12 protein-coding genes are annotated in these 14845 nt (G+C 60.4%); 3 read left to right on the top strand and 9 right to left on the bottom strand.

All coding sequences use genetic code 11. From position 1 onward, the window contains the following. Nucleotides 1-66 precede the first annotated feature (66 nt). The 7 genes from BN3544_RS14225 to BN3544_RS01055 form a co-directional block, all read right to left on the bottom strand. Entirely contained in the window at nucleotides 67-270 is a 204-nt protein-coding gene (locus tag BN3544_RS14225) for a hypothetical protein (RefSeq protein ID WP_155820470.1), read from the bottom strand. Next, on the bottom strand, nucleotides 249-674 hold the full coding sequence (locus BN3544_RS01080; RefSeq protein ID WP_019429907.1) for a barstar family protein: 426 nt from the start codon (nucleotides 672-674) through the stop codon (nucleotides 249-251). The genes BN3544_RS14225 and BN3544_RS01080 overlap by 22 nt, the downstream gene beginning before the upstream one ends. 29 nt (nucleotides 675-703) lie before the next feature. Continuing rightward, a complete protein-coding gene (locus tag BN3544_RS01075) occupies nucleotides 704-1117 on the bottom strand; it encodes a guanyl-specific ribonuclease (RefSeq protein WP_019429908.1) in 414 nt (137 codons plus the stop codon). A 154-nt stretch (nucleotides 1118-1271) separates the two neighbouring features. Next, complete coding sequence (locus BN3544_RS01070; protein ID WP_019429909.1) at nucleotides 1272-3575, bottom strand: NADP-dependent malic enzyme; 2304 nt, start codon at nucleotides 3573-3575, stop codon at nucleotides 1272-1274. 199 nt (nucleotides 3576-3774) lie between these two features. Then, nucleotides 3775-4392: an MOSC domain-containing protein gene (locus BN3544_RS01065; RefSeq protein WP_019429910.1), complete on the bottom strand. Its 618-nt coding sequence runs from the start codon at nucleotides 4390-4392 to the stop codon at nucleotides 3775-3777. 3 nt (nucleotides 4393-4395) lie between these two features. Beyond that, nucleotides 4396-5784, bottom strand: coding sequence for an aminopeptidase P N-terminal domain-containing protein (locus tag BN3544_RS01060; RefSeq protein WP_019429911.1), 1389 nt, complete (start codon nucleotides 5782-5784; stop codon nucleotides 4396-4398). Nucleotides 5785-5824: 40 nt separating this feature from the next. Continuing rightward, nucleotides 5825-6544, bottom strand: a complete 720-nt coding sequence (locus BN3544_RS01055) for a nucleotidyltransferase family protein (protein WP_026036638.1) — start codon at nucleotides 6542-6544, stop codon at nucleotides 5825-5827. Nucleotides 6545-6763: 219 nt separating this feature from the next. On the opposite strand from BN3544_RS01055, the gene tkt reads away from it, so the two are divergent. Both tkt and gap (BN3544_RS01045) read left to right on the top strand, forming a co-directional pair. Then, complete coding sequence (gene tkt / locus BN3544_RS01050) at nucleotides 6764-8815, top strand: transketolase (RefSeq protein WP_019429913.1); 2052 nt, start codon at nucleotides 6764-6766, stop codon at nucleotides 8813-8815. 176 nt (nucleotides 8816-8991) lie between these two features. Beyond that, nucleotides 8992-9999, top strand: coding sequence for a type I glyceraldehyde-3-phosphate dehydrogenase (gap, locus tag BN3544_RS01045; RefSeq protein WP_019429914.1), 1008 nt, complete (start codon nucleotides 8992-8994; stop codon nucleotides 9997-9999). A gap of 249 nt (nucleotides 10000-10248) precedes the next feature. On the opposite strand, the gene BN3544_RS01035 is transcribed toward gap (BN3544_RS01045), so the two are convergent. Together BN3544_RS01035 and BN3544_RS01030 are read right to left on the bottom strand one after the other, a co-directional pair. Beyond that, entirely contained in the window at nucleotides 10249-11850 is a 1602-nt protein-coding gene (locus tag BN3544_RS01035) for a GMC family oxidoreductase (protein ID WP_019429916.1), read from the bottom strand. Nucleotides 11851-11978: 128 nt separating this feature from the next. After that, the gene (locus tag BN3544_RS01030; protein WP_019429917.1) at nucleotides 11979-13262 is read right to left on the bottom strand and encodes a hypothetical protein; all 1284 of its coding nucleotides are present in this window, start codon (nucleotides 13260-13262) and stop codon (nucleotides 11979-11981) included. A gap of 398 nt (nucleotides 13263-13660) precedes the next feature. On the opposite strand from BN3544_RS01030, the gene gap (BN3544_RS01025) reads away from it, so the two are divergent. Further along, nucleotides 13661-14659 carry a type I glyceraldehyde-3-phosphate dehydrogenase gene (gene gap, locus BN3544_RS01025; protein WP_019429918.1) on the top strand — a complete coding sequence of 333 codons (999 nt, stop codon included), beginning with the start codon at nucleotides 13661-13663 and terminating at the stop codon, nucleotides 14657-14659. Nucleotides 14660-14845: the final 186 nt, after the last annotated feature.

Below are 14845 nucleotides of genomic sequence, written 5' to 3'. Positions count from 1 at the left end.
ACCACAAAAAAGCCCGTCAATGACGGGCTTTTTTTACTTTGCCGCATACAGCAGCTCAACGCGAGATCAGGCGGCTGCGAGCCAATAACCTGCATTGAATGGGCTGCTCATGCGCAGCGCCAAGGGCGACACGTCCACCAATTTGTCGGTGGGCATTTTTTCGCCTTCTTCGACCGATTCGGCCATCACGGCGTCCTCGGTTTGTGCCTCAATCGCCCGTCCTGCTTGGCTATTTTGCGCAGAACGGGCTACAGAAAAGAATAGAAGCATCGGAAGGGTATCTTCCTGTCTCCCCAGTAATCGGCCGTGTCACGGAAGATGTCCAGCAATTGCTCGCGGGCTTCCTTGTCAAATTTGACGTGTGCCGGAATTTGCTCCAGCACCACGATGAAGCCTGGCTGTGGACCCGACTTGTGCAAGGGGTCTGTCATGCAGTCGTACAAGGCATCAAAGTTCTTGCCAAAGTGCGAGGGCAGCGTGAATTGCGCACCAATAAGGTCCAGCACGTCTTGTTTGCTCTGGGCTTCGGCCAAGTTGGCATACAAAAAGTGGTGGCCCAGGCCTTGGGCGGCCTCTTGCAAGTCGCTCACGCGGTAAGCGCGAATCGACTGCACGATGTTAGACCGCACGCCCTTCAGGGGCGCCTCTTGGTCGTGACGAATCGGCGTGTCCATCTCCGTGGTCTTTCTCTAAAGTCTAAAAATCAAGGCTTGTCGACAATCATGCGAAAACTCGCGTAATGGTCTTGTGTGTAGTAACAGGTCTGTGGATTTCGGGAAACCTGGCCACCGCAAACGATGCGCCGTGCTCCGCGATGCTTCACTCCAGGTGTTCTGACGGTGTATTCACGGTAAAACCCCCGCGTCTCACGGGGCAGAATCCGCTCGCGATTGCCAAAAACCGTGCCGTCCTTTTCATGAGGAAAAGGACCCCCCTTGCGGATGAGTTGGTACGTTTCTTGGCCTTCTCGCGGCAAATCTGTCACCGACAGAGTCGGTGAAGTTTGGGCAGAGGTGGCCGGACTGGCCTGCACCCACAGAGTGCAAATTGAGAGCACCAACCCCAAAAGCACCGGCATCCAGCGCTGCAGGGCGGCAATTTGTCGCGCCACCTTCATGAAAACACCTTTCAGAAGCCCCCGGGTAAACCCGAAAACTCGAAGGCGCTAGTGTGAGGCAAACGACATAAAAAAGCAAGCGAATGCCCAATAAACAGGCAAAACCTGTCTGGGCATTCAAGGCTTAAGTTAGCGCTTGCTGTCTTTTTATGGCTTAACGCGCCGCGTTGGCGTCGGCCACAGTGAGGGCAGTCATGTTCACAATCCGGCGCACGGTGGTGCTGGATGTCAAGATGTGAACCGGCTTGGCGGCCCCCAGCAAAACAGGTCCCACGGCGATGTTGCCGCCCGCAGCCGTCTTGAGCAGGTTGTAAGCAATATTGGCGGCGTCAATGTTTGGCAAAACCAACAAGTTCGCATCGCCAATCAAACTGCTGTTGGGCATGATGGCCTGCCGCGCTGCCGCGTCCAGCGCCACGTCACCGTGCATTTCGCCGTCCACTTCAAGCCATGGCGCGTTTTTACGCAGCAACTCAAGCACGTCACGCATTTTGACGGCGCTGGGCTGGTTGGAGGAGCCAAAGTTGGAATGCGACAGCAAAGCCGCCTTAGGCTTGATGCCGAAGCGGCGCATTTCTTCGGCCGCCATGATGGTGAATTCGGCCAACTGATCGGCCGTAGGGTCGTAGTTGACGTGGGTGTCGACCATGAAAACCTGGCGGCCGGGCAACATCAAGCCGTTCATGCAGGCGTAGGTGTTGACACCAGCACGCTTGCCGATGACCTGGTCGATGTAGTTCAGGTGCATGGGATTGGTGCCCCAAGTGCCACAAATCATGCCGTCCACGTCGCCTTTGTGCAGCAACATGGCGCCAATGAGCGACAAACGGCGGCGCATTTCAATCTTGGCGATTTGCTCGGTGACGCCCTTGCGCTCTGTCAGGCGGTGGTAGGTCTGCCAGAAGTCGCGGTAGCGGTGGTCCAACTCGACGTTGACCACGTCATAGTCCAGCTCTTCTTTCAAGCGCAAACCAAATTTTTCGATGCGCTCGGCAATCACCGCCGGCCGGCCAATCAGGGTTGGGCGAGCGATGCCTTCGTCCACCACGATCTGGGATGCACGCAGCACGCGTTCTTCTTCGCCTTCGCTATAGGCGATGCGCTTTTTCAGGGCGCGCTTGGCGGCCGTGAAAATCGGTTTCATCATCGTGCCCGAGGCATAGACAAAGCCTTGCAACTTTTCGCGGTAAGCGTCCAGGTCTTTGATGGGGCGCGAGGCCACGCCGCTGTCGGCGGCGGCTTGCGCCACGGCTGGGGCGATCTTCATCATCAAGCGCGGGTCAAACGGCTTGGGAATCAGGTACTCAGGGCCAAAAACCAAAGGTTCGCCCACATAGGCGGCGGCCACGACTTCGCTTTGCTCGGCTTGCGCCAACTCGGAAATGGCGTGCACGGCCGCGATTTCCATCTCCAACGTGATGGTGGTTGCACCGCAATCCAAAGCGCCGCGGAAAATGTAGGGGAAACACAGGACGTTGTTGACCTGGTTGGGGTAATCGGTGCGACCGGTGGCCATGATGGCGTCGTCGCGCACGGCCTTGACGTCTTCAGGGTCGATTTCGGGATTGGGGTTGGCCAAGGCAAAAATCAGCGGCTTGGCCGCCATGGACTTGACCATGTCTTGCTTGAGCACGCCACCGGCTGACAAACCCAGGAACACGTCGGCGCCATCGATGACCTGCGCCAGCGTGCGGTGCTCGGTTTTTTGCACAAACTGAATCTTGTCTTCGTCCATCAGCTCGGTGCGACCTTCGTAGACCACACCCGCCAAGTCGGTGACCCAGATGTTTTCACGAGGAATGCCCAGCTTGACCAGCAAGCCCAAGCAAGCCAGGGCGGCAGCGCCCGCACCCGAGGTGACCAGTTTGATCTTTTTGGGGTCTTTGCCCACGATTTTCAAGCCGTTCAAAATGGCTGCGCCCACCACGATGGCTGTGCCGTGCTGGTCGTCATGGAAGACCGGGATCTTCATGCGTTCGCGCAACTTGCGCTCGACATAAAAGCAATCGGGTGCCTTGATGTCTTCGAGGTTGATGCCGCCAAAGGTCGGCTCCAGTGAAGCAATGATCTCGACCAGTTTGTCCGGGTCTTTTTCGTTGATCTCGATGTCGAACACATCGATACCCGAGAACTTCTTGAACAAGACGCCCTTACCTTCCATGACCGGCTTGCTGGCCAATGGGCCAATGTCGCCCAAGCCCAGAACGGCGGTGCCGTTGGTCACCACGCCCACCAGATTGCCTCGGCTGGTGTATTTGAATGCGTTGGCCGGGTCTTTGACGATTTCTTCGCAAGGTGCGGCCACGCCAGGCGAATAAGCCAGCGCCAGATCGTGCTGGTTGACCAACTGCTTGGTGGCCGCAATGGCCACTTTGCCGGGAGTCGGGAACTCGTGGTATTCGAGTGCGGCTTTGCGCAATTGCGCGCGTTTTTCTTCGGCTTGAACCTTGTTGGTCATTGTTGTGCTCCGTTTTAGGAAAGTGCCGCGTGGCTGTTGGCGTTCAACAGCAATTCTTAATATTGTTGAATTTATCAAGTCGCTAGGCGACAGATCGGCGTAAGTTTCATTGTAGACCCCGGATTAACGCGTTTTGACCGCGTCAATCTGCGTAACAAGTGAGTTGGCTTTTGACTTTTGCACACAAATGCCCGCCGTCTCAACGCAAATGCTTCCACGCTTTGTGTAGCAAGGCATCGGCCACGCTGGTGGAACGAGGCCCCGGAATGACTTCAAAAGAAGCACCTGCTTGCAAAATGCCCGGCTGGTCCACCGCCAGATAAAAGCCGCAGCGCCCGCTTTGCACCATGTCCTTGGCGGCCAGCGCGTAGCCCATCACCGCGTTGAACTTGCCGCAAGGCTCACGGGGTTGCGTCACGCGCAAAACCACATCGCCCAACTTCAAGCCATCGCCGATGAACACGTCGTGTTCGGACAGCCCTTGCAGGCTGAGGTTTTCGCCCAGATAACCGGGGTTTAGGATTTCATCGAACATCGTCACGCCCCGAGCCTGACGCTGCGCTTGCCACCAAGGCAGGTGTTCTGACGGCAAGGCATAAACCGCTTTGCTCAGGCCGCCGTGCACAGACAGGTCGGCCTGCTCATCGCCCATCAAGCCCAAAGGGCCCAGCGCCACCGGGCCTGCCACCGCTGTTTTACCGATGGCCGACATCAGCTTGCGCTCGCCCACCATCAAGGGGCGCACCCGCCCAATCTGGATTGACAACACACGACCAAAACGAGCTGCCCGTGCAGGCGAATAGACGGCCTCAGACATGGCTCAACCCTTCATCAGGGCTTCGATCTCGTCGGCCTTGACCGGCACACCGCGCGTGATCAGCTCGCAACCAGTCTGGGTCACGATGGCGTCGTCTTCAATGCGGATACCGATGTTGTGGAACTTTTCAGGCACGCCCGGCGCGGGCCGCACATACAAGCCCGGCTCAATGGTCAGCACCATGCCTGGCTGCAAGATGCGGCTCGGGCGGTCTTTGATCAGCTCGCCACTCAGCGGGTCTTTGCGTTCGCTGATTTGGCCCACCTGCGAGGGCTCGACATAGCTGCCGCAATCGTGCACATCCATGCCCAGCCAGTGGCCGGTGCGGTGCATGTAAAACTGAAAGTAACTGCGGTTGGCGATCACGTCTTGCGCGTGGCCCACCTTGTTTTTGTCCAGCAAGCCCACATCGAGCAAGCCCTGCGCCAATACGGCCACCGTGGCCTCGTGCGGGTCCACAAAACGGGCGCCGGCCTTGGTAGCGGCCACGGCAGCGTCTTGCGAAGCCAGCACCAGCTCATACAAAGCGCGTTGCGGCCCGGTGAATGTGCCGTTGGCCGGGAAAGTGCGGGTGATGTCGCTGGCATAACCATCCAGCTCGCAACCCGCATCGATCAAGACCAAATCGCCGTCGCGAATCAAGGCCGTGTCGGCGCGGTAATGCAGCACACAGGCATTGGCCCCGCCCGCCACGATGGAGCCATAGGCCGGGTACTGCGAACCGTGCTGACGGAACTCATGCAACAACTCGGCGTCCAAGTGGTATTCACGCACCTCTTGCCCGGCGCGCAACATGGCGGCACTGCGCTGCATGGCGCGGATGTGGGCACCGGCGCTGATGGCGCTGGCGCGGCGCATGACGGCCTGCTCGTGCGCGTCTTTGACCAAGCGCATCTCGTCGAGCAAGCTGCACAGATCGCGCTGCTGGTCGGGGCACAAAGCACCATAGCGCACACGCGCACGAACCGACTGCAGCCAACCATCGACACGGCCTTCCAGCCCAGAATGGATGGCAAACGGGTACCAAACGGTGCTGCGGTTTTCCAGCAGCTTGGGCATTTGCGCAGCCAGATCGGCCGAGGACAAGGCCCGGCTGAGCCCCAAGGCGGCGGGCGCGGCCTCTGGCCCCAAACGGATGCCGTCCCAGACTTCACGCTCCAGGTCTTTGGGCTGGCAAAACAGCGTGGTCTCGCCGTCGGCCGTGATCACCAGCGTGGCGTGCGGCTCGGTGAAACCGGTCAGGTAATAGAAGTAGCTGTCGTGCCGGTACAAAAAGTCACTGTCGCGGTTGCGCGGGCGCTCTGGCGCAGTGGGGATGATGGCAATGCCGCCAGTGCCCAATTGGGCAGCCAGGCGGGCGCGACGGTCGGCGTAGAGGGTATTGGAGCTCATGGGCGCATTGTAGGAGCCGCCCCAAACACCTGCATCACGTTCATACCTGACCGCCGTTCAAGTGCGCCAGCCGCTCGGGCGTGCCCACATCGGTCCAGTCACCGGCATACACCTCGCCGGTCACTTGTCCCCGGTCCATCGCCGCCCGCAGCAAGGGGGCCAGTGCCAGCGCCACACCTTGCGGGTTGCCTGCGGGCAGGCCGCAGTCGGCAAAAAAAGCGCGTTTGTACAGCGCGATGGTGCTGAAGGTGTGGTCGCAGCCCGCCGCGCCTTTGGACAGATTGAGCACCTGGCCTGTGGCCGAGAGGCCAAAGTCGCCGCTCGGGTTGTGCGTGGGGTTGGGCACCAGCCACAGATGGGCCAGCGCCGGGCTGGCGGCAAAGCGCTGCACAGCCTCTTGCGTAAAGACAAAGTCGGGGGCAAACACATCGCCCGCCACGACCCAAAACACCTCGGCCAACTGGGGCAAGGCACGCACAATGCCCCCGGCGGTTTCAAGCGCTTGGCCAAAGTCCTGGGCTTCGTTCGAATAGGCGAGGCTCACCCGCGGCAGACCGGGCCAGTTCACCTGAGCGCCAAACTGCGCGCTGATTTTTTCACCCAGCCAAGCGGTGTTCACCAATTGGCGACCAAAGCCGCCACGGGCCAAGGCCTGCATGGGCCACTGCATCAGGGGCTGGCCGCGCACGGTCAGCAAGGGTTTGGGGGTGGTGTCGGTGAGCGGGCGCATGCGTTCGCCACGGCCAGCGGCCAAGACCATGGCCTGAGCTTGCAAGCGGTCTGTCGATTCATCAGGTTCGGCGGCGGTCGGGCCAACGTCAAAGCTGGCTGGGGGGATCGAATTCATGCACCGATGTTGCCATGTTCCGTACGCCTGTTGTTCCTGTTCAAGGCGCAAGAGGCGTGCTTGCGGCGGCTGGGGGCGTGCTTAACCGCTAAAATCCCGGGTTTTCCCGAATTCATCACCGGAGTTGCCCACATGGCCAATCAACAACAAATGGCAAACGCCATCCGCGCCCTCGCAATGGACGCTGTTCAACAAGCCAACTCGGGTCACCCCGGTGCCCCCATGGGCATGGCCGACATGGCCGTGGCATTGTGGGGCGAGCACCTGCAACACAACCCCAAAAACCCGCACTGGGCCAACCGCGACCGCTTTGTGTTGTCCAACGGCCACGGCTCCATGCTCATTTATTCGGTGCTGCACCTGACGGGCTACAAGCTGTCGGTCGATGACCTGAAAAACTTCCGCACGCTGCACAGCAAAACCGCTGGCCACCCCGAAGTGGGCGTGACCCCTGGCGTTGAGACCACCACCGGCCCCTTGGGCCAGGGCATCACCAACGCCGTGGGCATGGCCTTGGCCGAAAAAATGCTGGCCGCCGAGTTCAACCAACCCGGCCACGTCATCGTCAACCACCACACTTATGTGTTCATGGGTGACGGCTGCCTGATGGAGGGCATCAGCCACGAAGCCGTGGCCCTGGCCGGGGCCTGGAAGCTCAACAAACTGATCGCCCTGTACGACGACAACGGCATCTCGATCGACGGCAAGGTCGCGCCTTGGTTCATCGACAACACGCCCCAGCGCTTTGCCGCTTGCGGCTGGAACGTGATCGACGCTGTGGACGGCCATGACGCCGCCGCCGTGTCGGCCGCAATTGCCACCGCCAAACACAGCGCTGACAAGCCCACCTTGATCGTTTGCAAGACCGCCATCGGCAAGGGCTCGCCCAACCGCGCAGGCACCTCCAAAGCCCACGGCGAGCCTTTGGGTGCCGAAGAAATCAAGCTGACCCGCGAAGCCCTAGGCTGGACGTCTGAACCCTTCAATATCCCCAAAGAAGTCTATGCAGACTGGGATGCCAAGGCCGCAGGCGCGGCCCGCGAAGCCACCTGGAACACCAGTTTTGCAGCGTACAAAGCCGCCTTCCCGGCACAGGCTAAAGAGTTTGTGCGCCGCATGAAGGGCGACTTGCCCAAAAACTTCAACCAAGTGGCTTTTGACGCCGTGGTTGCCGCCCACACCAAGGGCGAGACCGTGGCCAGCCGCAAGGCCAGCCAACTGGCGCTGGAAGCCTTCACGGCCGCCCTGCCCGAAATGCTGGGCGGCTCGGCCGACCTGACCGGCTCCAACCTGACCAACACCAAGAGCACCCCCGCCTTCCGCGTGGACTTGGCCGGTGACGTGGTCAAGACGGCAGACGGCTCGGCTACCGAAGGGGCCTCCAAGATTGGCCGCCACATCAACTACGGCGTGCGCGAATTCGGCATGGCCGCCATCATGAACGGCGTGGCCCTGCACGGCGGTTACATCCCTTACGGCGGCACTTTCCTGACCTTCTCTGACTATTCACGCAACGCCATCCGCATGGCCGCGCTGATGAAGCAGCGCGTCATCCACGTCTTCACGCACGACTCGATTGGCCTGGGCGAAGACGGCCCCACCCACCAGTCGATCGAGCACGCCGCCAGCCTGCGCCTGATCCCCGGCCTGGACGTGTGGCGTCCTGCCGACACGGCCGAAACCACCGTGGCCTGGGCCGTGGCCCTGCAAAACGCAAGCCGCCCATCGGCTTTGCTTTTGAGCCGCCAGAACCTGGCCTATTCGCCCAAGAGCGATTTGGGCGACATCAGCCGCGGCGCCTATGTGCTGTCCGAGCCTGAAAGCGTCGGCATCAAGAAAACCCACGGCGTCATCATCGCTACCGGCTCTGAAGTGCAGCTGGCAATGGCCGCGCAAAAGCTGCTGGCCGAGCGCAAGATTGGTGTGCGCGTGGTGTCCATGCCCAGCACCAATGTGTTTGACCGTCAGGACACTGCGTACAAGCAAAGCGTGCTGCCTGCAGGCATCCCCCGCGTGGCGGTCGAAATGGGCTCCACCGATGGTTGGTGGAAATACGGCTGCGCTGCCGTGGTCGGCATCGACAGCTACGGCGAGTCGGCACCTGCGCCTGTTTTGTTCAAACACTTCGGCTTCACCGCCGAAAACGTGGCCGACACCGTCCACGCTGCGCTGCTCAAGGCCTGACCTTAGCGCCGCCTGCAGCGCCCTTCGGGGCTCTGCGGGGCCTGTCTGCCATTGACCGGGGACATCTTCAACGCCCAAGAGCGTTGAAGCCTTGTCCGGGAATCAGGCCCATGCAAGGGTCTTGGTTTCAAATCCGGTTACGTAACGGTTTCGTAACTTTCTCCTGAGGCATTCAAATGACCATCAAGTTGGGTATCAACGGATTTGGCCGCATTGGCCGTCTGGCTTTGCGCGCAGCGCTCAAGCACGGCTATGACGACATCCAGATCGTTGGCATCAATGACCCCAAGCCCGCCGACTACCTGGCCTACATGCTCAAGTACGACAGCGTGCATGGCCGCTTTGATGGCACGGTGGACTTCACCGAAGACACCCTGATCGTCAACGGCAAAAAGATCAAACTCTCGCACGAGCGCGATGCGCACAATCTGCGCTGGGGCGAGATGGGTGTGCACACCGTGCTCGAATGCACCGGCCACTACCTGACCGAGCCCACCAGCCAGATGCACATCGCAGCGGGTGCCAAAAAGGTTGTGATCTCGGCCCCATCCAAAGACAGCATTCCCATGTTTGTTTATGGCGTGAACCACAAAAAATACGCGGGCGAGGCCATCGTATCGAACGCATCTTGCACCACCAACTGCCTGGCCCCCGTGGTCAAGGTGCTCAATGACAAATGGGGCATCAAGCGCGGCCTGATGACCACCGTGCACGCCGCCACGGCCAGCCAGATGACGGTGGACGGGTCTTCACGCAAAGACTGGCGCGGCGGTCGCGGCATTTTGGAAAACATCATCCCCAGCAGCACCGGCGCGGCCAAAGCGGTGGGCGTGGTGATTCCTGAGATCAAAGGCAAGATCACCGGCATGGCCTTCCGCGTGCCGACCTCTGACGTGTCGGTCATTGACCTGACCGTGGAGTTGAGCAGCGATGCCAGCTACGCCGAAATCTGCGCCGAGATGAAGGCGCAAAGCGAAGGCGCACTCAAAGGCGTGCTGGGCTACACCGACGAAAAAGTGGTCTCCACCGACTTCCGTGGCGAGCCCTGCGCCAGCGTGTTCGACGCGACCGCAGGCATTGCGCTCGACAAAAGCTTCGTCAAGATCGTCGCTTGGTACGACAACGAATGGGGCTACGCCAAGCAGTGCCTGGAGATGGTGCGGGTGGTGGCCAAGAAGAAGTGAGTTTCTGCTGGGTCTGCCGCAGGTGCCTGCGGCAGACTCAGATGCCAATGCCCCGCCAGGGGTCAGAGGCGCTTCGCTTTGCCACATCGCCCCGGCGGGGCATTGGCATCTGAGTCATGGTGTTCACACCAAAGCGCCTTCGGGCGCTTTTGTCATGGGCATCGAACATGCGGGAGCGAGCCCCCGCTCGCAAATGGCTGTGTCGGCTTTACAGGTGTTCAAGCACGAAGGTACACGCCCACAAAACACTTAACGCGAAGACGCCCGAATCCAATCTGCCGCCTTCTCGGCCATCATGATCGTGGGCGCATTGGTGTTGCCGCTCACGATGCGCGGCATGACCGAGGCATCGACCACGCGCAGCCCTGGCACGCCATGCACGCGCAGTTGCGCATCCACCACCGCCATCGCGTCTTGGCCCATGCGGCAAGTGCCCACCGGGTGGTACACCGTGTCGGCATTTTGGCGAATCCAGTGCTCCAGCTGTTCATCGGTGCGTGCATCGGCAGATGCCGCCCACTCTTTGCCATATGCGGCCAAAGCGGGCTGGGCCAGAATGCGCTGAGCTTGGCGTACGCCATCGCGCAAGCGCTGCAGATCACGCGGTTCGCTCAAAAACTGGGGGTCGATCAGCGGTGCGCCATGGGGGTTGCGGTCAGTCAGTTGCACCCGACCACGGCTGTCCGGTTGCAACAAACACACATGCAAAGAGTAGCCATGCCCCAACGTCAGTTGGCGGCCATGGTCCACCAGCTTGGCCACCACAAAGTGCAGCTGGATGTCCGGGTGCGCTTCTTCTGGTCGACTTTTGTAAAACGCGCCGCCTTCGGCGAAGTTGGTGGTCAGGCGCCCCTTTCTGTGCTGCCGCCATTCCCACAAGGCTTGCAAGGTGTGCCACATGCCTTTGGGTGACACACCGATCAAATCGGTCTGCCCCGGTGCATCGGCCACCAGCACCGCGTCAGGATGGTCGTGCAGGTTTTCACCCACGCCGGGCAAGTCGCGCAGCACCTCGATGCCAAGGCTTTGCAAATGCGCAGCTGGCCCGATGCCCGAACGCATGAGGATGGCAGGGGATTGGAAAGCGCCCGCGCTCAAAATGATCTCGCGCCGAGCGGTCAAGGTCTGCGACTGGCCACCCTGCAAGGTGTGAACCTGCCGCGCCACGCCATCGACCAAGCCAATCCGGTCCACGGTGACGCCGGTCATGACGTGCAAATTGGCACGCGAGCGATTCGGCGTGAGGTAGGCCTTGGCTGCACTGAAACGCTCGCCCGCACGCTGGGTGACCTGGTACAAGCCCACGCCTTCTTGTGTGGGACCATTGAAGTCGGTGGTGTGCGCCAAACCCGCTTGCACACCCGCCTCGACAAAGCATTGGGCAAACGGATTGGGGCTTTGCAGGTCGGCCACATTCAAAGGGCCGTTCTGGCCATGCCATTCGTTGTGGATGCGTTCGTTGTGCTCGGCCTTGAGGAAATAAGGCAACACGTCGGCCCATGCCCAGCCTTCACAGCCCATATCGGCCCAAGTGTCGTAGTCGACCTGTTGACCCCGGATATAGGCCATTGCATTGGTCGAGCTGGAGCCCCCCAAAGTTCGGCCACGCGGCTGGTAGCCAGTGCGCCCCAACAAACCGGGCTGCGGCACCGTGTTGAAGCCTTGCGAGACGATTTCGGTGCGGGCCATGAGCGCAATGCCCGCTGGGCAATGGATCAAGGCGCTGGTGTCGGGCGGCCCGGCCTCGATCAAGGCCACCTGCACCGATGGGTCTTCGCTCAAGCGGGCCGCCAGCACACAACCGGCCGAACCTGCACCCACCACGATGTAGTCAAAATTCAAACTGCTCATCTCTCCCTTTCACAGACGCTGACGCTCTTGGGTCATCGCCGCAACGCAAATCAAAAAGGCTTTTTACCCGGTTTGTTGAATTTGACGCACCGGGTTTGCACGGGCATGGGCACAGGCATGGGCATCGTTCAAAGGCCCACGTACACCGGGGCAAAGCCGCCACCGGGTGTTCTGAAGTTGGTGGTTTGCCCTTGGTACAAACGCGCCGCCAGCGATTGCACCTGCCCGTTGTACGTGTAGTTGCGTACATCGAACTTAAGCACTTGCGCCGATTCACCCCCCGATATGGTGCGCTCGCCCGGGGCCACCAAAGCTTGCGCGATGTAATCCCCAGCCAAGATCTCCGCCCAAACGCGGTGCGTCAATTTGTCGCCCCGGTACGCCGCCTTGCCGCCATAACCCGCAAAGGGCTTGAAGAAATGGTGCTTGCGCTGCGCCCACAAATGCTCGGCGTTGGACGGGGTCATCACCACGGTCTGCGGAATGCCGTCCAGCAACACGGCTTGCGTGGCCGCGGGTACACCCATGGCCGTCAAGGTGTCTGCGTTGCACAGCAAGGCCAGGTTGCGCTTGTCGGCCAGCAATGCGTGGGCCTGCGGGTGGGGCGTCAAGACCACGGCGTCCTGCAAATAAGCTTCACGCAGATGAGCGTGGGCTGGCACACTCAGTGCGAAGTCGGTCAAGCGGTTGTAGACCAGATCGATCGCGGTGTTGTCGAACCAAAGCCGGTTGTCGCGCCAGACGAGTTGCGATGGGTCGGCAATGACCGCCTGCACGCCGTGGCGTTTGAACAAACTCTGGAACAGCAAGAACTCCGGGTACAGGTATTGCTGCTCAGGAGACACATCGACAATGGCCACCGTCTGCAAAGGGCGGTCAGGCTGGGCCAGTCGCCACTCGTTTTGAAACATCGCCACAAAGGCCGACTCCAACGCGTCGACCTGCGCCGCCGTGGGCACCATCGCTTCGATCTCTGGACAGCAGGCACGCTGCGCCCGCGCCAGCAAAGCGTTGAGCAGCGCCCCGCCCGCATTGGTGTTCACCTCGATCAGGCCAAAGCCCTGGCCAAGTTCGTTGCCGTGGACATGAAAGTCATAGCCCATGAACACGCTTTTGGCACGCGTCGGGTGGCGAGCAATCGGGTCCGAGCGGGACAGCACTTCTTCGCGGTAAGCCGGCAAGCAGGCCACCGACTCCACCGCCGCGATCAGACGGGCCATGCGCTGCACTTGCGCCTGCGAAAGCACCACGGGTCGCGCCGAAAAAAGGGACGGCAAGCGGTCGCGCACCAAGTCAAACAGTGCCGGGTTGCCAATGTCTGCCGCCATGGTTTGCGCCAAGGCCTGGTCGTCCAGGCTGATGCAAAAACATTCGCTGTTGAAGTTGTCGGTGTTGATGTGTGCTGTGTTCACTGGGCAAATCCTGGCTGCGGGCTCAATGGCATCTTATAGCCAGGGGGTCTGCGAACTTCAGCAGGAGTTTCGGAGCAGGGCGCAGACACCTTCCGCAGCGTGGCTTTATGGGGCTGCTTTGCAGCACATTGCGGCCCATCATAAAAACCTGTCTCTCGGCATGCCAGGGTGCCGGGCTGACATAGACACCCGGTCAAGCTGGGTGTGACATCAGGGCGTCGTTATGCCCAACTGGATCGGGCATCCATCTTGAAAAATGAGTTACAAAACCAGAACAAACCAGCCGACAGGCGGGGTTTTGTAACAAAGTTTCATGATTTCGCATAGGATGGTTACATGTCAGGCCCACCCGTTGCGGGTGGGCTACAGCCTAAACCTCCAACGAAAGTGAGACAGACATGACCACCAAAATCGGCATCAACGGATTTGGCCGCATCGGCCGCATGGTGTTCCGCGCAGCGGTGCAAAACTTCAACGACATCGAGATCGTCGGCATCAACGACTTGCTAGAGCCCGACTACCTGGCCTACATGCTGCAATACGACAGCGTGCATGGCCGCTTCAAGGGCACCGTGGCCGTCGAGGGCAACACCTTGGTCGTCAACGGCCAAAAAATCCGCCTCACGCAAGAGCGCGACCCGGCCAACCTGAAATGGAACGAGGTCGGCGCCGATGTGGTGATCGAATCCACGGGCTTGTTTTTGGACAAAGACAGCGCAGGCAAACACCTGGCCGCAGGCGCCAAGAAGGTCGTGATGTCGGCACCCTCCAAAGACGACACCCCGATGTTTGTGTACGGCGTCAACCACGGCACGTATGCCGGACAAGCCATCATCAGCAACGCCAGCTGCACCACCAACTGCTTGGCCCCCATCACCAAAGTGCTGAACGACAAATGGGGCATCAAGCGGGGCCTGATGACCACGGTGCACGCGGCCACCGCCACGCAAAAAACCGTGGACAGCCCCAGCAACAAAGACTGGCGCGGCGGTCGCGGCATTTTGGAAAACATCATCCCCAGCAGCACGGGCGCGGCCAAGGCGGTGGGCGTGGTGATCCCCGAGATCAAGGGCAAGCTGACGGGCATGGCGTTTCGGGTGCCCACGTCGGATGTGTCGGTGGTGGACCTGACGGCCGAGCTGAACAGCCCAGCCACCTATGCCGAGATTTGCGCCGAGATGAAGGCACAAAGCGAAGGTGCACTCAAAGGTGTGTTGGGCTACACCACCGACAAAGTAGTCTCAACCGATTTCCGTGGCGAGGTGTGCACCAGTGTGTTCGATGCCGATGCGGGCATTGCACTGGACAGCACCTTCATCAAGGTGGTGGCGTGGTACGACAACGAGTGGGGTTACTCGAACAAGTGCCTGGAGATGGCCCGCGTGGTCGGGCGCTGAACTGGCCTTCACCGGCCATGCCGGTAACACCCTGCCAAAGGACCGTTCTGTGAAGGATCGGTCCTTTTTTTACAGGGCAACTACTGAAGCAGATGGACCATGGCCGATGCTATGCTCAAGTCCAGCACCAAAGTTCGCAAACGCAGTGCTTTTTAGCGCTTGCTGGCATCCGCCAGCACAGCAACA

This window comes from Limnohabitans sp. Rim47, assembly GCF_001517545.1.
Lineage (GTDB): Bacteria > Pseudomonadota > Gammaproteobacteria > Burkholderiales > Burkholderiaceae_C > Limnohabitans_A.
This window is presented reverse-complemented; position numbering and strand designations above follow the sequence as displayed.

Coding starts and splice junctions, on each gene's coding strand:
- BN3544_RS01070 (WP_019429909.1), bottom strand. CDS start 3,575: ATGACCAACAAGGTTCAAGCCGAAGAAAAACGCGCGCAATTGCGCAAA.
- BN3544_RS14225 (WP_155820470.1), bottom strand. CDS start 270: ATGCTTCTATTCTTTTCTGTAGCCCGTTCTGCGCAAAATAGCCAAGCA.
- tkt (WP_019429913.1), top strand. CDS start 6,764: ATGGCCAATCAACAACAAATGGCAAACGCCATCCGCGCCCTCGCAATG.
- BN3544_RS01080 (WP_019429907.1), bottom strand. CDS start 674: ATGGACACGCCGATTCGTCACGACCAAGAGGCGCCCCTGAAGGGCGTG.
- gap (WP_019429914.1), top strand. CDS start 8,992: ATGACCATCAAGTTGGGTATCAACGGATTTGGCCGCATTGGCCGTCTG.
- gap (WP_019429918.1), top strand. CDS start 13,661: ATGACCACCAAAATCGGCATCAACGGATTTGGCCGCATCGGCCGCATG.
- BN3544_RS01055 (WP_026036638.1), bottom strand. CDS start 6,544: ATGGTCTTGGCCGCTGGCCGTGGCGAACGCATGCGCCCGCTCACCGAC.
- BN3544_RS01060 (WP_019429911.1), bottom strand. CDS start 5,784: ATGAGCTCCAATACCCTCTACGCCGACCGTCGCGCCCGCCTGGCTGCC.
- BN3544_RS01065 (WP_019429910.1), bottom strand. CDS start 4,392: ATGTCTGAGGCCGTCTATTCGCCTGCACGGGCAGCTCGTTTTGGTCGT.
- BN3544_RS01075 (WP_019429908.1), bottom strand. CDS start 1,117: ATGAAGGTGGCGCGACAAATTGCCGCCCTGCAGCGCTGGATGCCGGTG.
- BN3544_RS01035 (WP_019429916.1), bottom strand. CDS start 11,850: ATGAGCAGTTTGAATTTTGACTACATCGTGGTGGGTGCAGGTTCGGCC.